The organism is Shinella sp. M27 (assembly GCF_049199905.1).
Classification (GTDB): Bacteria; Pseudomonadota; Alphaproteobacteria; order Rhizobiales; family Rhizobiaceae; genus Shinella.
Genome location: NZ_JBLZPK010000072.1, coordinates 26,838 through 40,649 on the forward strand (window position 1 = coordinate 26,838; position 13,812 = coordinate 40,649).

The 13,812-nt window shown below is 64.3% G+C and carries 13 protein-coding genes; all 13 read left to right on the forward strand.

From position 1 onward, the window contains the following. Position 1: 1 nt before the first annotated feature. The gene (locus tag ACOZK4_RS25960) at positions 2 to 211 is read left to right on the forward strand and encodes a hypothetical protein (protein ID WP_421594545.1); all 210 of its coding nucleotides are present in this window, start codon (positions 2 to 4) and stop codon (positions 209 to 211) included. A 93-nt stretch (positions 212 to 304) separates the two neighbouring features. Next, the gene (locus ACOZK4_RS25965) at positions 305 to 556 is read left to right on the forward strand and encodes a hypothetical protein (RefSeq protein WP_298100716.1); all 252 of its coding nucleotides are present in this window, start codon (positions 305 to 307) and stop codon (positions 554 to 556) included. Between the two features lie 54 nt (positions 557 to 610). Next, entirely contained in the window at positions 611 to 1,282 is a 672-nt protein-coding gene (locus ACOZK4_RS25970; RefSeq protein WP_298100715.1) for a response regulator transcription factor, read from the forward strand. Further along, positions 1,272 to 2,690 carry an ATP-binding protein gene (locus ACOZK4_RS25975; RefSeq protein ID WP_421594546.1) on the forward strand — a complete coding sequence of 473 codons (1,419 nt, stop codon included), beginning with the start codon at positions 1,272 to 1,274 and terminating at the stop codon, positions 2,688 to 2,690. The genes ACOZK4_RS25970 and ACOZK4_RS25975 overlap by 11 nt, the downstream gene beginning before the upstream one ends. Before the next feature lie 106 nt (positions 2,691 to 2,796). Continuing rightward, positions 2,797 to 3,225, forward strand: coding sequence for a hypothetical protein (locus ACOZK4_RS25980; RefSeq protein ID WP_313522796.1), 429 nt, complete (start codon positions 2,797 to 2,799; stop codon positions 3,223 to 3,225). Between the two features lie 113 nt (positions 3,226 to 3,338). Then, a complete protein-coding gene (gene ccmI, locus ACOZK4_RS25985) occupies positions 3,339 to 4,466 on the forward strand; it encodes a c-type cytochrome biogenesis protein CcmI (RefSeq protein WP_421594547.1) in 1,128 nt (375 codons plus the stop codon). Further along, positions 4,463 to 4,912, forward strand: coding sequence for a cytochrome c maturation protein CcmE (ccmE, locus tag ACOZK4_RS25990; RefSeq protein WP_298100707.1), 450 nt, complete (start codon positions 4,463 to 4,465; stop codon positions 4,910 to 4,912). The genes ccmI and ccmE overlap by 4 nt, the downstream gene beginning before the upstream one ends. Continuing rightward, the gene (locus ACOZK4_RS25995; RefSeq protein ID WP_421594548.1) at positions 4,909 to 6,894 is read left to right on the forward strand and encodes a heme lyase CcmF/NrfE family subunit; all 1,986 of its coding nucleotides are present in this window, start codon (positions 4,909 to 4,911) and stop codon (positions 6,892 to 6,894) included. The genes ccmE and ACOZK4_RS25995 overlap by 4 nt, the downstream gene beginning before the upstream one ends. After that, positions 6,891 to 7,349, forward strand: a complete 459-nt coding sequence (locus ACOZK4_RS26000; protein WP_421594549.1) for a cytochrome c-type biogenesis protein — start codon at positions 6,891 to 6,893, stop codon at positions 7,347 to 7,349. Before ACOZK4_RS25995 ends, ACOZK4_RS26000 begins: the two co-directional genes overlap by 4 nt. A gap of 134 nt (positions 7,350 to 7,483) precedes the next feature. Further along, a complete protein-coding gene (locus ACOZK4_RS26005) occupies positions 7,484 to 9,061 on the forward strand; it encodes a Do family serine endopeptidase (RefSeq protein ID WP_313522790.1) in 1,578 nt (525 codons plus the stop codon). 116 nt (positions 9,062 to 9,177) lie between these two features. Further along, the gene (locus tag ACOZK4_RS26010; RefSeq protein WP_064329523.1) at positions 9,178 to 9,861 is read left to right on the forward strand and encodes a response regulator transcription factor; all 684 of its coding nucleotides are present in this window, start codon (positions 9,178 to 9,180) and stop codon (positions 9,859 to 9,861) included. Between the two features lie 5 nt (positions 9,862 to 9,866). Next, complete coding sequence (locus ACOZK4_RS26015; protein ID WP_421594550.1) at positions 9,867 to 11,300, forward strand: sensor histidine kinase; 1,434 nt, start codon at positions 9,867 to 9,869, stop codon at positions 11,298 to 11,300. Between the two features lie 31 nt (positions 11,301 to 11,331). Further along, positions 11,332 to 13,812, forward strand: a 2,481-nt coding sequence (locus ACOZK4_RS26020; RefSeq protein ID WP_421594551.1) for a bifunctional [glutamine synthetase] adenylyltransferase/[glutamine synthetase]-adenylyl-L-tyrosine phosphorylase, incomplete at its 3' end; no start/stop codon positions are given.

Here is a 13,812-nt window from a genome sequence, read left to right on the forward strand (position 1 = left end):
GATGAACGACGAGACGAAACCTTGGTACACATCGCGCACCGTCTGGGGCGCCTTGATCGCCATTGCCGCTTCGCTTGCCAATGCCGCCGGCATCGAGATAACGGCGGGTGACGAGGGAGAATTGGCCGATCTTCTGGTCTCCGCGGCGGGCGTGATCGGGGGCCTTATCGCCGTCTACGGCCGGATTTCGGCGCGCCGTCCGGTGCGCTGAATGCCGCCCGAAGTTCCGCTCCCCATTCATTTGCCATTCAGCGAGGATCGGTTATTGCTTGCAACATAGTGATCCGCACCTGAAAGTATGTTCATGGCCTCGCCACTTCTCATCACCGCCCTTGCGGCCAGCCTGACCCTGCCGGGTCCCGTTCTGACGGGCACCGGGAGCGATGTCGTGCAGGTTGCGGGCGACTGCAGCGCCGCCGCGGCGCAGGTGGTGTCCGAGACGGGCGGCGAGCTTCTCTCGGCGCAGCCGAAGGGAGACACCTGCGTGGTGACCGTGCTGGTGCCAGGCAAGGGCAATGCCCGGCCGCGCAAGGTGACGGTGCGCGTCCCGATGTAAAACCGCCGGGCATTCGGCCCGGCGATGGAAAAGCAGAACGTAGAAAGAGGCCGAATGCGCATCCTGGTGGTCGAGGACGACGTCAACCTGAGCCGGCAGCTCAGCGAAGCCCTGAAGGACGCTGGCTATGTGGTGGATCAGGCCTTCGACGGCGAAGAGGGGCACTATCTCGGCGATACCGAGCCCTATGACGCCATCATCCTCGATATCGGCCTGCCGGAAATGGACGGCATCACCGTTCTCGAAAAATGGCGCGCCGACGGCAAGGGCATGCCGGTCCTATTGCTCACCGCCCGTGACCGCTGGAGCGACAAGGTCGCCGGTATCGATGCCGGCGCCGACGACTATGTCGCCAAACCGTTCCATGTCGAGGAAGTGCTCGCGCGTATCCGCGCGCTGATCCGCCGCGCGGCGGGCCATGCCAGCGCCGACATCGTCTGCGGTCCCGTCCGGCTCGACACCAAGGGCTCCAAGGCGACGGTCAATGGCGAGGCGCTGAAACTCACCTCGCATGAATACCGGCTGCTCTCCTATCTCATGCATCACATGGGCGAGGTGGTGTCGCGCACCGAGCTGGTCGAGCACATGTACGACCAGGATTTCGACCGCGATTCCAACACGATCGAGGTCTTCGTCGGACGCCTACGCAAGAAGATCGGCGTCGACCTGATCGAGACCGTGCGCGGTCTCGGCTACCGGATGCAAGCGCCGGCCAATGGCAAATAACGCCAGGCGCTCCCGCTCGCTCACCTTCCGCGTTCTTTTCCTCGCCTCTTTGTGGGCGGCGCTGGCGCTCATCGTCATCGCCGTCGTCATTTCGACACTCTATCGCCAAAGCGCGGAAAAGAGTTTTCGCGATCTGCTGCGTGCCCAGCTCTACAATGTCATCAATTCCGTCTCGACGGACGAGGCGACGCGGCTTTCCGGCACGCCACAGCTCGGCGATCTCCGGTTCTTCCAGCCGCAATCGGGCTGGTACTGGATCGTCGAACCGATCGGCGGGGCGCTAGCAAGCGAGATGCTGACCTCGGCGTCGCTCGGCACGGGCAGCATTCCGATCCCCGATACGGACAGCATTCCCTTCGATACGCGCTATGAGCGCTTCTACACCACCATCGATTCCTTCGGGAACGATGTGGAGGTGGGCGAGACGGAAGTGGTGCTGGACGACGAGGGACGCACGGCGCGTTTTCGCGTGGTCGGCAATCGCGACGTGCTGGAGAATGACATCGACGATTTCTCGGGCAGCCTCTATCTCGCGCTCGCCGGCTTCGGTGTGGGCAGTCTTATGCTCAATGCGGCGGCGATCCTCATCGGTCTCCGGCCGCTCGACCGGGCGCGCAAGGCGCTGGAAAAGATCCGGGCGGGAGAGAGCGAGCAGCTCGACGGCGATTTCCCGAGGGAAATCCTGCCTTTGGCGAGCGAAGTGAATGCTCTGATCGACAGCAACCGGCGCATCGTCGAGCGGGCGCGCATGCAGGTGGGCAATCTTGCCCATTCGCTGAAGACGCCGATCGCCGTGCTGCTCAACGAATCGCGGCTGATTTCGGCGCCGCAGGGCGATCTCGTGAAGACGCAGGCCGAGGCGATGCAGAGCCAAGTGCAATCCTATCTCAATCGCGCGCGCATCGCCGCCCAGCGTGAATCCGTGCTGGCGCGCACGGAGGCGCAGCCGGTTCTTGAGCGGCTGGTGCGCGTGATGCGCAGGCTGAATGCCGAAACGCAGTTTCCGCTGACGGTGGATCCGCCGGGGCTGGTGCTCGCCATGGAGCAGCAGGACGTCGAGGAAACCGTGGGCAACCTTCTGGAAAATGCGGCGCGCTATGCCCGCACGGTGGTGACGCTGCGCGTCTTCGTGGCGCCGGCCGATCTGCGCGGCAATGACGAGGGGCGCAAGAACTGGGTCGTCATCGAGGTGGAGGACGACGGGCCGGGCCTTGAGCCGGACCAGATCCGCGAGGCGATGAAGCGCGGCAAGCGGCTCGACGAGAGCAAGCCGGGCACGGGGCTTGGCCTTTCGATCGTCAGCGAGATCGCATCGGAATATCAGGGCACGTTCGGGCTTTCGCGCGGGGCCGGCGGCGGGCTTCTGGCGCGCCTCGTGCTGCCGGCCGTCACAAAGGATGTTGCCTGAGGCGGCGGACAATGCAACAAGAGACATATTCGCGATGATGAGGATCGCGGGACGAACGAATTGCCGGTGGTCTGCCGGCCTTGCAGGAAGAGAGACGGTCGAGCGGATGAAGACGGGTTTGCGCGGCGCCTTTTTCCCCCTCCTTCTGGCAGCAGTGACGGCCTCGGGATGCACGACCACGTCAGGCGGCAAGGCTTCGGCCGGTGCTACCACGGTGGCGGCAGGCCCTGGCGTCTATATCACCGCGCTTCAGGGCGGCCTCGTGAGCCGCAACACCGCGACACAGCTTTCCAAAGCCGACATGCAGCGCGCGCTCGAAGCCGAATACCGTGCGTTGGAAGCGGCGCCCGGCGGCCAGCCGGTCGTCTGGCAGGGGCAGGGCGTGACCGGATCGGTGGTGGCGGCGGCGCCCTATCAGGTCGGGTCGCAGAACTGCCGGCAATACAGCCACACGCTGACCGTCAATGGCCGCGACACCGCGACACGCGGCGCGGCCTGCCGGAACGCCCAAGGGGCCTGGGAGCCGCTGTCCTGACGGAACGGGCGGTTTTCGCCCGACTGCTTGAGCTTGCGGCGAAACGCCTCAATTTTGCGTCATTGTTCCCAGGGGAATTGGAAACGCCGCGGCGTTCCAGTAATTGAACGGTCATGCTTTTCTGGATTCTCGTCGCCATCCTGACGGCAGCCGTGGCCGCTGTCCTGCTTCTTCCCCTGCTGCGGCGCCCTCCGGCGGCCGCGAACGATGCCGGCCATGACGTTGAGGTCTATCGTGACCAGCTCGAAGAGCTGAAGCGCGACGAGGCGACCGGCCTCATCGGTGCCGGCGAAGCCGAGCTTGCCCGCGCGGAAGTCGCACGCCGGCTGATCGCCGCCAGCAAGGCCGAAGCCGGTGAAAAGACACGTGCGAGCGGGCGCAATCGTCTCGCGCAGGCCTTCGTCATCGTGGTGCTTCCGGCCATCGGGCTCTGTCTCTACTTGGCGACCGGCCGGCCGGATCTTCCGGCACAGCCGCTTGCGGAACGCCTTGCCAATCCGGGCAACGACATCAACATCCTGATCGCACGGGCGGAAAACCATCTGGCGCGCAATCCCAATGACGGCGCGGGCTGGGACCTGCTGGCGCCGATCTATTACCGCAGCAGCCGGATGGAAGATTCGGCGAATGCCTACGCGCAGGCGATCCGTCTGCTCGGGGAGAGCCCCGAGCGGCTGGATGGTTATGCCGAGGCACTGATCGCGCTTGCCGATGGTGTGGTGACGGCGGATGCGCGCAAGCAGCTTGAGGCTTCGTTGAAGCTGAAGCCGGACAATCCGCGCACCCGCTACTACCTCGCGCTTGCCCTGGAGCAGGAAGGCAAGAAGCCGGAAGCGCGGGCGGCCTTCGAAGCGCTCGCCAAGGATTCCCCTGCCGATGCCGCCTGGCTGCCGCTGGTCAACAAGCATATCGCGGCGCTGGGCGAGGGCGGCACGATCCCGGCACTCGGCAATCCGACGGCGGACGATGTGGCCGCGGCTCAGGACATGTCGACGGGTGACCGCCAGCAGATGATCGCCGGCATGGTGGAGAACCTTGCGGCGAAACTGCAGGAAAATCCGGATAATTTCGAAGGATGGATGCGCATCATCCGTTCCTATGTTGTGCTGGATCAAAGGCCGAAGGCCGAGGCGGCGTTACAGACGGCGCTGAAGAGCTTCCCGGCGGACAGCGAGAACGGCAAACAGCTTCTGACGCTGGCGCGGGAGCTGTCGATTGCGGTTGAGGGCAACACACAATGACGCGCAAGCAGAAACGTCTGGCAGTCATCGGCGGCGGCGTCGCCTTCCTCGTGGCGGCGGTGCTGCTCGTCATGTTCGCCTTCAGCCAGTCCATCGCCTACTTCTACGTGCCGGGCGATCTCGCCAAGGCGAACCTCGCGCCGGGCACCCGCATCCGCCTCGGCGGGCTGGTGGAGGCCGGCACGGTGAAGCGCGGCGAAGGCTCGACGGTGACTTTCACCGTCACCGATACGCTCTCGACGGTGCCGGTGACCTATACCGGCATTCTGCCCGACCTGTTCCGCGAAGGGCAGGGCGTGGTAGCGGAAGGCGCTTTCGGCATGGACGGTCTGTTCGTCGCTGATACGGTGCTGGCCAAGCATGACGAGACCTATATGCCCAAGGACGTGGCGGATCGCCTGAAGGCGCAGGGTGTGGAACTCTCCGGCAAGGAAACGATCAAATGATCATCGAGCTTGGACACTATGCCCTGGTTCTGGCGCTCGCGACCGTCATCATCCAGGCCGTGCTGCCGCTGGTCGGCACGATCCGCAACGACCGCTCGTTGATGGCCGTGGCTCCCGCCGCAGCCCTTGCCGGTTTTCTGCTGGTGCTTTTCTCCTTCTCGGTGCTGACCTTCGCCTATGTCGTTTCCGACTTCTCGGTCGCCAATGTCTGGGAGAATTCGCATTCGCTGAAGCCGATGATCTACAAGATCTCCGGCGTCTGGGGGAACCATGAGGGCTCGATGATGCTCTGGCTCCTCATTCTCGTCTTCTTCAGCGCGCTGGTCTCAACCTTCGGATCCAACCTGCCGGAGCGGCTGCGCGCCAATGTTCTCGCCATTCAGGGGCTGATTTCGACCGCCTTTGCGCTGTTCATCCTGCTGACCTCTAATCCGTTCATCCGCCTTTCGCCGGCACCGGCCGAGGGGCGGGACCTCAACCCGGTGCTGCAGGATGTCGGCCTCGCGATCCACCCGCCGCTGCTCTATCTCGGTTATGTCGGTTTCTCCGTCTGTTTCTCCTTCGCCATCGCTGCGCTGATCGAGGGACGCATCGATGCGGCCTGGGCGCGCTGGGTGCGGCCGTGGACGCTGGCCGCTTGGAGCTTTCTCACCGCCGGCATCGCCATGGGCTCCTACTGGGCCTATTACGAACTCGGCTGGGGCGGCTGGTGGTTCTGGGATCCGGTGGAAAATGCCTCCTTCATTCCGTGGCTTGCCGGCACGGCGCTGCTGCACTCCGCGCTCGTCATGGAAAAGCGCGAGGCGCTGAAGATCTGGACCGTGCTGCTCGCCATCCTCACCTTCTCCATGTCGCTGCTCGGCACCTTCCTCGTGCGCTCCGGCGTGCTGACCTCGGTTCATGCCTTCGCGACGGACCCGACGCGCGGCGTCTTCATCCTTGCCATCCTCGTCTTCTTCATCGGCGGTGCGCTGTCGCTCTTCGCCTTCCGGGCCGCGACGCTGAAGGCTGGCGGGCTCTTTGCGCCAATTTCGCGTGAGGGGGCACTCGTCCTCAACAACCTGATCCTGACGACGGCGGCGGCGACGGTGCTGACCGGCACGCTCTATCCGCTGGTGCTGGAAGCGCTGACGGGCGAGAAGATTTCCGTCGGCCCGCCCTTCTTCAACCTGACCTTCGGGCTTTTGATGCTGCCGCTCCTGCTGGCTGTTCCCTTCGGGCCGCTGCTCGCCTGGAAACGCGGTGATGTCTTCGCGGCCGGACAACGGCTGTTTGCGGCCGTCGCGGCCGGCCTCGTCGTTGCGGCTGGCGTCGTCTATGCGCATGGCGGCGGGCCGGTTCTGGCCTATTTCGGCATCGCGCTCGGCTTCTACATGATTGCCGGCTCGGTCACCGATCTCTGGATGCGCGCTGGTATCGGCAAAGTGAAGGGCAATGTCGCCTTTCGCCGATTCATCGGTCTCCCGGGCTCGGCCTTTGGCACGGCGCTTGCCCATATCGGTGTCGGCGTGACGGTGATCGGCGTGATCGCTGTGACGGCTTTCGAGACGGAGCATGTTGTGGAGATGAAGCCCGGCATGCAGGTGGAGGCCGGCGGCTATACGCTGACCTTCGACGGTATGCGCCGCGGGCAGGGGCCGAACTATTCGGAGGAATCCGGCCACTTCACGGTGGCGCAGGGCGGCGTGACGGTCACGGACATCTGGTCCTCCAAGCGCCTCTACACGGCGCGCCGTATGCCGACGACGGAAGCGGGCATCCGCACCTTTGGTCTCAGCCAGCTTTATGTCTCGCTCGGCGATGCGATGGCCGATGGCGGCATCGTCGTGCGCGTCTGGTGGAAGCCGATGATCCTGTGCATCTGGATCGGCGCGTTGATCATGATGGCGGGCGGTGCCGTATCGCTCTCAGACCGCCGCCTGCGCGTCGGCGCCCCGCAGAAGGCGCGCAAGGTGAAGCCCGTGCTGGAGGCGGCCGAGTGATGCGCCGCCTGCTGCTCGCTTTAGCCTTTCTGCTCACGGCGTTTCCGGCCTTCGCCGTCAATCCGGACGAGGTACTCGCCGACCCTGCACTGGAAGCGCGGGCGCGAACATTGTCGTCGCAGCTGCGCTGCATGGTTTGCCAGAACCAGTCGATCGACGATTCCAACGCCGAGCTTGCCCGCGATCTCCGTCTTCTCGTGCGCGAGCGCCTGAAAAACGGTGACAGCGACCAGGCGGTGATCGACTATGTCGTCTCCCGCTACGGCGAATTCGTGCTGCTGAACCCGCGCCTGCGCGGCGAGACGCTGCTGCTCTGGGGCGCGCCGATCGTGCTCTTCCTAGCCGGTGCGACGGCGATGATCCTCTTCGTCCGCAAGCGCGGCGGGAAGCCGACGGGTACGCCGCTGTCCGAGACGGAAAAGGCTGAGCTGGAGCGTGCCCTCAAAGGCGAATAGCGCGTTTGCTCCCGGATTTTTCCAACATTACCAAAAATTCATGCGACGGATAGTGTGCCGTAATGTGCACCGTCCTATCTCTTCTCTCATCAGCCGCCGAATGCGGCCACGAAATGAGAGAAAAGGTGCAAAGAATGTCCAAGATTTCAGCATTCCGTCCGGGCCTCAAGACCGTCCTGAAGACGACAACCGTCGCCGGGCTTGCGGCCGTGATGCTTGCGACCGGCATTCCCGCCACTGTCAGCCAGAGTTTTGCGGAAGCCGTTTCCGTCGAAGGCCCGAAGGTCGCGAGCTTTGCCGATGTCGTTTCGGCCGTTTCCCCCGCCGTCGTTTCCGTCCGCGTCCAGTCCGATATCAAGCCGGCCAATGACGAGAGCAACTTCTCGTTCAATTTCGGTGGCCGCGGCTTTGACGAACTGCCCGACGACCACCCGCTGAAGCGTTTCTTCCGCGAATTCGGCGGCCAGGACGACATGCATGGCGACCGTGGTCCCGGCCGTCAGTTCGGCGATCGCGGCGATGACCGCCGCGGCCCCGGCCGCAAGCCGCATCTGCGCCCGACCGCACAGGGCTCCGGCTTCTTCATCTCGGAAGACGGCTATATCGTCACCAACAACCATGTCGTAAGCGACGGTTCGGCCTTCACTGTTGTCATGAACGACGGCACGGAGCTTGACGCCAAGTTGGTCGGCAAGGACAGCCGCACAGACCTCGCTGTCCTCAAGGTCGAGGAAAAGGACAAGCGCAAATTCACCTATGTGGACTTCGCTGACGACAGCCAGATCCGCGTCGGCGACTGGGTCGTGGCCGTCGGCAACCCCTTCGGTCTTGGCGGCACCGTAACGGCCGGCATCATCTCGGCGCGTGGCCGCGATATCGGCTCCGGCCCCTATGACGACTATCTGCAGGTGGACGCCGCCGTGAACCGCGGCAATTCGGGCGGCCCGACCTTCAACCTCTCCGGCCAGGTCGTCGGCATCAACACCGCGATCTTCTCGCCCTCGGGCGGTAATGTCGGCATCGCCTTCGCCATCCCGGCGTCCGTCGCCAAGGGCGTCGTCGCCAACCTGATGAAGGACGGCAAGGTCGACCGTGGCTGGCTTGGCGTGCAGATCCAGCCGGTCAGCCGTGACATCGCCGACTCGCTTGGCCTTGCGGATGCCGCCGGTGCGCTGGTTGTCGAGCCGCAGGCCGACTCGCCCGGTGCCAAGGCCGGCATCAAGAAGGGCGACGTGATCACCGCGCTCGATGGCGATCCGATCAAGGACCCGCGTGACCTTGCCCGCCGCGTCGCGCAGATCGCGCCCGGCAAGAAGGTCGAGATTTCGATCTGGCGTGACGGCAAGTCGCAGAACGTCCCGGTCGAGATCGGTACGCTGGCCGGCGAGCAGATCCAGGCCGCGACGAGCACCGACGAGGCCGAGCCGGAAGCCGCACCGAGCGAACAGGCTTTGGCCGATCTCGGTATCTCGGTCACTCCTGGCGATGACGGGCTGACGGTTTCCTCCGTCGATCCGGACTCGGATGCCAGCGACCGAGGCCTCAAGGAAGGCGACCGCATCACCTCGGTCAACAACCAGGTGGTCAAGTCTGCCGCCGACGTCGTGAAGGTTCTCGACGGCGCCCGCAAGGACGGCCGCTCCAAGGCGCTGTTCCAGGTCGAGACCAAGGATGGCAGCCGCTTCCTGGCGCTGCCGATCGACCAGGGCTGACCGGCTCCATAGCCCTCTTCAATGGCGCCGCGGAATCGCAAGATTTCGCGGCGTTGCCGTATCCAAGGCCTCGGCTTCTAGCCAAGGCGTGGCGAACATGCTGTAAGGTCCGTGCGATGAAGATATTGATTGTAGAAGACGATCTGGAGGCGGCCGCCTATCTCTCGAAGGCCTTTCGCGAGGCGGGCATCGTGCTCGACCATGCAAGCGATGGCGAGAGTGGCCTCTTTCTGGCGACCGAAAACAGCTATGACGTGCTGGTCATCGACCGCATGCTGCCGCGCCGCGACGGCCTGTCGCTGATCTCGGAACTGCGCCGCCGCAACATCCACACGCCTGTGCTGATCCTCTCCGCACTCGGTCAGGTCGACGACCGCGTAACGGGTCTGCGTGCCGGCGGTGACGATTATCTCCCAAAACCTTACGCATTCAGCGAATTGCTTGCACGCGTCGAGGTTCTCGGCCGCCGCAAGGGCACGCCGGAACAGGACATGGTCTATCGTGTCGGCGATCTCGAGCTTGACCGGCTGTCGCACACGGTCAAGCGCGCCGGCAAGGAAATCCTGCTCCAGCCACGCGAGTTCCGCCTGCTCGAATATCTGATGAAGAATGCCGGCCAGGTGGTGACGCGCACCATGCTGCTCGAAAACGTCTGGGACTATCATTTTGACCCCCAGACCAATGTCATCGACGTCCATGTCTCGCGGCTGCGCTCGAAGATCGAGAAGGATTTCGACCAACCGCTGCTGCGCACGGTGCGCGGTGCCGGATATATGATGAAGGACGAGGCGGCGGGCTGACCCCCATGAATGGACTGCATGGACTGCTCGGCCGCCTGACCGTTCTCTACCGCACCACGGCGGTGCGCCTTTCCGCCGTCTATCTCCTGCTGTTTGCCATCTGCGCGGCGTTTCTCGTCTTCTATGTCTCCACCATGTCGGAAGGCCTTCTGCGCCAGCAGATGCGTGATGCCGTGGCGCAGGAAGCGCAACAGATCGAAGCCATTTTCGAAAAGAGCGGCATGAACGGCCTGTTGCGCACGCTGGAGCGGCGCGCCCGCCAGCCCGGCGCCAATCTCTACATCATCGCAAGCCCGACGGGCGAGGTGCTGGCCGGCAACGTCGCCTCGCTGCAACCCGGCGTTCTCGACACCGAAGGCTGGACCGAGACGCCGTTCCTCTATCAGCGCTATCAGGAGGAGGCGCGCGGCAGCAAGCGGCCCATGGCCTATGCACAGGTCGTGGTGCTGTCCAACGGGTTGCGCGTGCTTGTCGGCCGCGATCTCGGCGAGCCCGAGAATTTCCGCAAGCTGGTGCGTCAGGCGCTGATGGTGGCGCTCGGCGTCATGGGCATCGGCGCACTCGCCATCTGGTATCTCATCGGCCGCAACGCGCTGAAGCGCATGGACCGCATGTCCGGCGCCAGCCAGCGCATCATGGCCGGTGATCTCTCGCAACGCCTGCCGACCAGCGGCTCCGGCGACGAGTTCGATCGCCTCTCCGAGTCGCTCAACACCATGCTCGGCCGCATCGAAAAGCTCAACGAGGGCCTGAAGCAGGTTTCCGACAACATCGCACACGATCTCAAGACACCGCTGACCCGCCTGCGCAACAAGGCGGAGGCGGCGCTTTCTGGCGACGAAAAGGCCGATTACCGCACGGCGCTGGAGGAGGTGATCGGCGAGTCCGACCAGCTGATCCGCACCTTCAACGCGCTCCTCATGATTTCCCGCGTGGAGGCGGGGCAGGCGCCGGCGGAGATGAGCGCGATCGATATCAGCGGGATCGCCCGCGATAGTGCGGAACTCTATGAGCCCGTCGCCGAGGACAGCGGGTTGCGTCTCGTCACCGACATCGCCGAGGCTATCGAAATCAAGGGCAACCGGGAACTCGTCGGCCAGGCGCTCGGCAATCTCATCGACAACGCGATCAAATATGCGGAAGGCGGCGAGGGTGAACCGGAAATCCGCGTTTCGCTTTCGCGCCGCGACGGTGATGTTGTGCTTGCCGTCGCCGACAACGGCCCCGGCGTGCCCGATGACAAACGCGACGATGTGGTGAAGCGCTTCGTCCGTCTCGATGCCAGCCGCTCGAAACCCGGCACGGGCCTCGGCCTGTCGCTCGTCGGCGCGGTCATGGAGATGCATCACGGTCGGCTGGAACTCGATGCCACCCATTCCGAGCGGGAAAACAATCGGGGGCTGACCGTCAGGATGGTTTTCCCCATCCGTCCGGACTGATACATCTCGTTCGATAAGACGAGGAGATATCATGAGCGTGACGGATACGACGCGGTTTTCCGATCTTTCGGCTTCCCCCATCCGGCCGCTCAGCCAGACCGAAGTCAAGTCGGTGCTGTCCGATCTCAAGGATTGGGCGAAGGACTACGCCGCCATCGCAAAGCTTCTTGGCGAGGACGGTCCGCTCAAGGATTTCATCGTCGCCGCCTTCACGCTCTCGCCCTATCTGCGCGATACCGCCCGCATCGATCCGCGTTTGTTGGTCCGTGCGCTGGAGGAGCCGATCGTCCCGGCAATCGACGGCGCCATTGCCCGCGCCCGCACGGCTTGGGAGGCTTCGGACGGTGAGGTGACCGAAGGCGTGCTGATGACCCGGCTGCGCGTCGCCAAGCGCGAGGTCGCCTTCCTCACGGCGCTTGCCGATCTCGCCCGTATTTTCGACGCGCGCCGCACCACCGCTCTTCTCACGGCGCTGGCCGAGGCGGCGACCTCCGCTGCCATCGATCATCTTCTTCTTTCTGCTCATCAGAGCGGCAAGCTGAAATTGCCGGATCCCACGCGGCCGAGCGAAAAATCCGGCCTGATCGTGCTCGGCATGGGCAAGCTTGGTGCTGCGGAACTCAACTATTCCTCCGATATCGATCTCGTCGTCTTCTACGATCCGATGGCCGAGGTCGCCGTCGATGCGAGCGAGGCCGTCGAAACTTTCTCCCGCCTCGTGCGCCGCCTCATCCGCATCATGCAGGAACGCACGGCCGACGGTTACGTCTTCCGCACGGACCTGCGCCTCAGGCCCGATCCCGGCGCGACGCCACTCGCCATCTCCTTCGATTCCGCCATGCTCTACTACGAGAGCCGCGGGCAGAACTGGGAGCGTGCGGCCTTCATCAAGGCAAAACCCGTGGCCGGTGACATCAAGGCGGGCGAAGCTTTCCTCAAGGGGCTGACGCCGTTCGTCTTCCGCAAATATCTCGACTATGCGGCGATCGCCGACATCCACTCCATCAAGCGGCAGATCCATGTGCACAAGGGCCATGGCGAGATCGCGGTGAAGGGACACAACGTCAAGCTCGGTCGCGGCGGCATTCGCGAGATCGAGTTCTTCGTGCAGACCCAGCAGCTGATCGCCGGCGGCCGTGTGCCGGCGCTGCGCCTGCGTGCCACCGAGCCGATGCTCGGGGAACTCGCGAAAGCGAACTGGATCGACCCGGCGACGGCGGAGGAATTGACGGAGGCCTACTGGTTCCTGCGCGATGTCGAGCACCGCATCCAGATGGTGAGCGACGAGCAGACCCATCTCCTGCCGGACACCGAGGCGGAGTTGAAGCGCATCGCCTTCATGATGGGTTTCGAGGACACGGCCAGCTTCTCGGCAAAACTCGTCGAGGTGCTGAAGACCGTCGAGCGGCGTTATGCGGCGCTGTTCGAGCAGGAGGCGAAACTGTCCTCCGAAACCGGCAATCTCGTCTTTACAGGCCAGAAGGACGATCCCGACACGCTGGACACGTTGAAGCGTCTGGGCTTCGAGCGACCGGCGGACATTTCCCGCACCATCCGCACCTGGCATTACGGCCGCTATCGCGCCACGCAATCCGTCGAGGCGCGCGAACGCCTGACGGAGCTGACACCGCAGTTGCTGCGCGTTTTTGGCGAGAGCAAGCGGGCGGACGAGGCGCTGTTGCGTTTCGACAGTTTCATCTCCGGCCTGCCGGCGGGCATCCAGCTCTTCTCGCTGCTCGGCAACAACCCCGCGCTGCTCTCCCTCATCGTCAACATCATGTCCTCGGCGCCGCGTCTTGCCGAGGTGATCGCCGCCAAACCTCATGTCTTCGACGGCATGTTGGATCCCGGCCTGCTCGCCGAACTGCCGACGCGCGCCTATCTTGCCGAACGCATCGAAGGCTTCGTCTCCGGCGCGCGGCACTACGAGGAAATCCTCGACCGCCTGCGCATCATCGCTGCCGAGCAGCGCTTCCTCATCGGCATCCGCCTGCTGACGGGCGCAATCTCCGGCAAGCAGGCCGGCCGCGCGTTAACCCATGTCGCCGACCTCATCGTTGCCGCCGCCCTCAAGGCGGTGCTGGACGAGGTGGAGGCGGCGCATGGCAAATTCCCCGGCGGGCGCGTGGCGCTGGTCGGTATGGGTAAGCTCGGCAGCTTCGAGCTGACGGCCGGCTCCGACATCGACCTGATCCTGCTCTACGACCATGACAGCGATGCCTTCGAGTCGGATGGTGCGAAGCCTCTCGACAACATGAAATACTTTACCCGCATCACCCAGCGGCTGATTGCAGCACTCTCAGCGCCGACGGCGGAGGGCGTGCTCTACGAGGTCGACATGCGGCTTCGCCCGTCCGGCAACAAGGGGCCGGTGGCGACCCGCATCACGTCCTTTGCCAAGTACCAGGCCGAGGAGGCCTGGACCTGGGAGCATATGGCGTTGACCCGCGCCCGCGTGCTGTGCGGCGACGAGAGCCTCACGAAGGAGGCGGACGACATTTTCCGCACCGTG

What these genes read in the sequence shown, in the direction of transcription:
- ccmE (WP_298100707.1), top strand. Translation starts at nt 4,463, where the DNA reads ATGACGCGCAAGCAGAAACGTCTGGCAGTCATCGGCGGCGGCGTCGCC.
- ACOZK4_RS25965 (WP_298100716.1), top strand. Translation starts at nt 305, where the DNA reads ATGGCCTCGCCACTTCTCATCACCGCCCTTGCGGCCAGCCTGACCCTG.
- ccmI (WP_421594547.1), top strand. Translation starts at nt 3,339, where the DNA reads ATGCTTTTCTGGATTCTCGTCGCCATCCTGACGGCAGCCGTGGCCGCT.
- ACOZK4_RS26015 (WP_421594550.1), top strand. Translation starts at nt 9,867, where the DNA reads ATGAATGGACTGCATGGACTGCTCGGCCGCCTGACCGTTCTCTACCGC.
- ACOZK4_RS25970 (WP_298100715.1), top strand. Translation starts at nt 611, where the DNA reads ATGCGCATCCTGGTGGTCGAGGACGACGTCAACCTGAGCCGGCAGCTC.
- ACOZK4_RS26010 (WP_064329523.1), top strand. Translation starts at nt 9,178, where the DNA reads ATGAAGATATTGATTGTAGAAGACGATCTGGAGGCGGCCGCCTATCTC.
- ACOZK4_RS25975 (WP_421594546.1), top strand. Translation starts at nt 1,272, where the DNA reads ATGGCAAATAACGCCAGGCGCTCCCGCTCGCTCACCTTCCGCGTTCTT.
- ACOZK4_RS26005 (WP_313522790.1), top strand. Translation starts at nt 7,484, where the DNA reads ATGTCCAAGATTTCAGCATTCCGTCCGGGCCTCAAGACCGTCCTGAAG.
- ACOZK4_RS25960 (WP_421594545.1), top strand. Translation starts at nt 2, where the DNA reads ATGAACGACGAGACGAAACCTTGGTACACATCGCGCACCGTCTGGGGC.
- ACOZK4_RS25980 (WP_313522796.1), top strand. Translation starts at nt 2,797, where the DNA reads ATGAAGACGGGTTTGCGCGGCGCCTTTTTCCCCCTCCTTCTGGCAGCA.
- ACOZK4_RS25995 (WP_421594548.1), top strand. Translation starts at nt 4,909, where the DNA reads ATGATCATCGAGCTTGGACACTATGCCCTGGTTCTGGCGCTCGCGACC.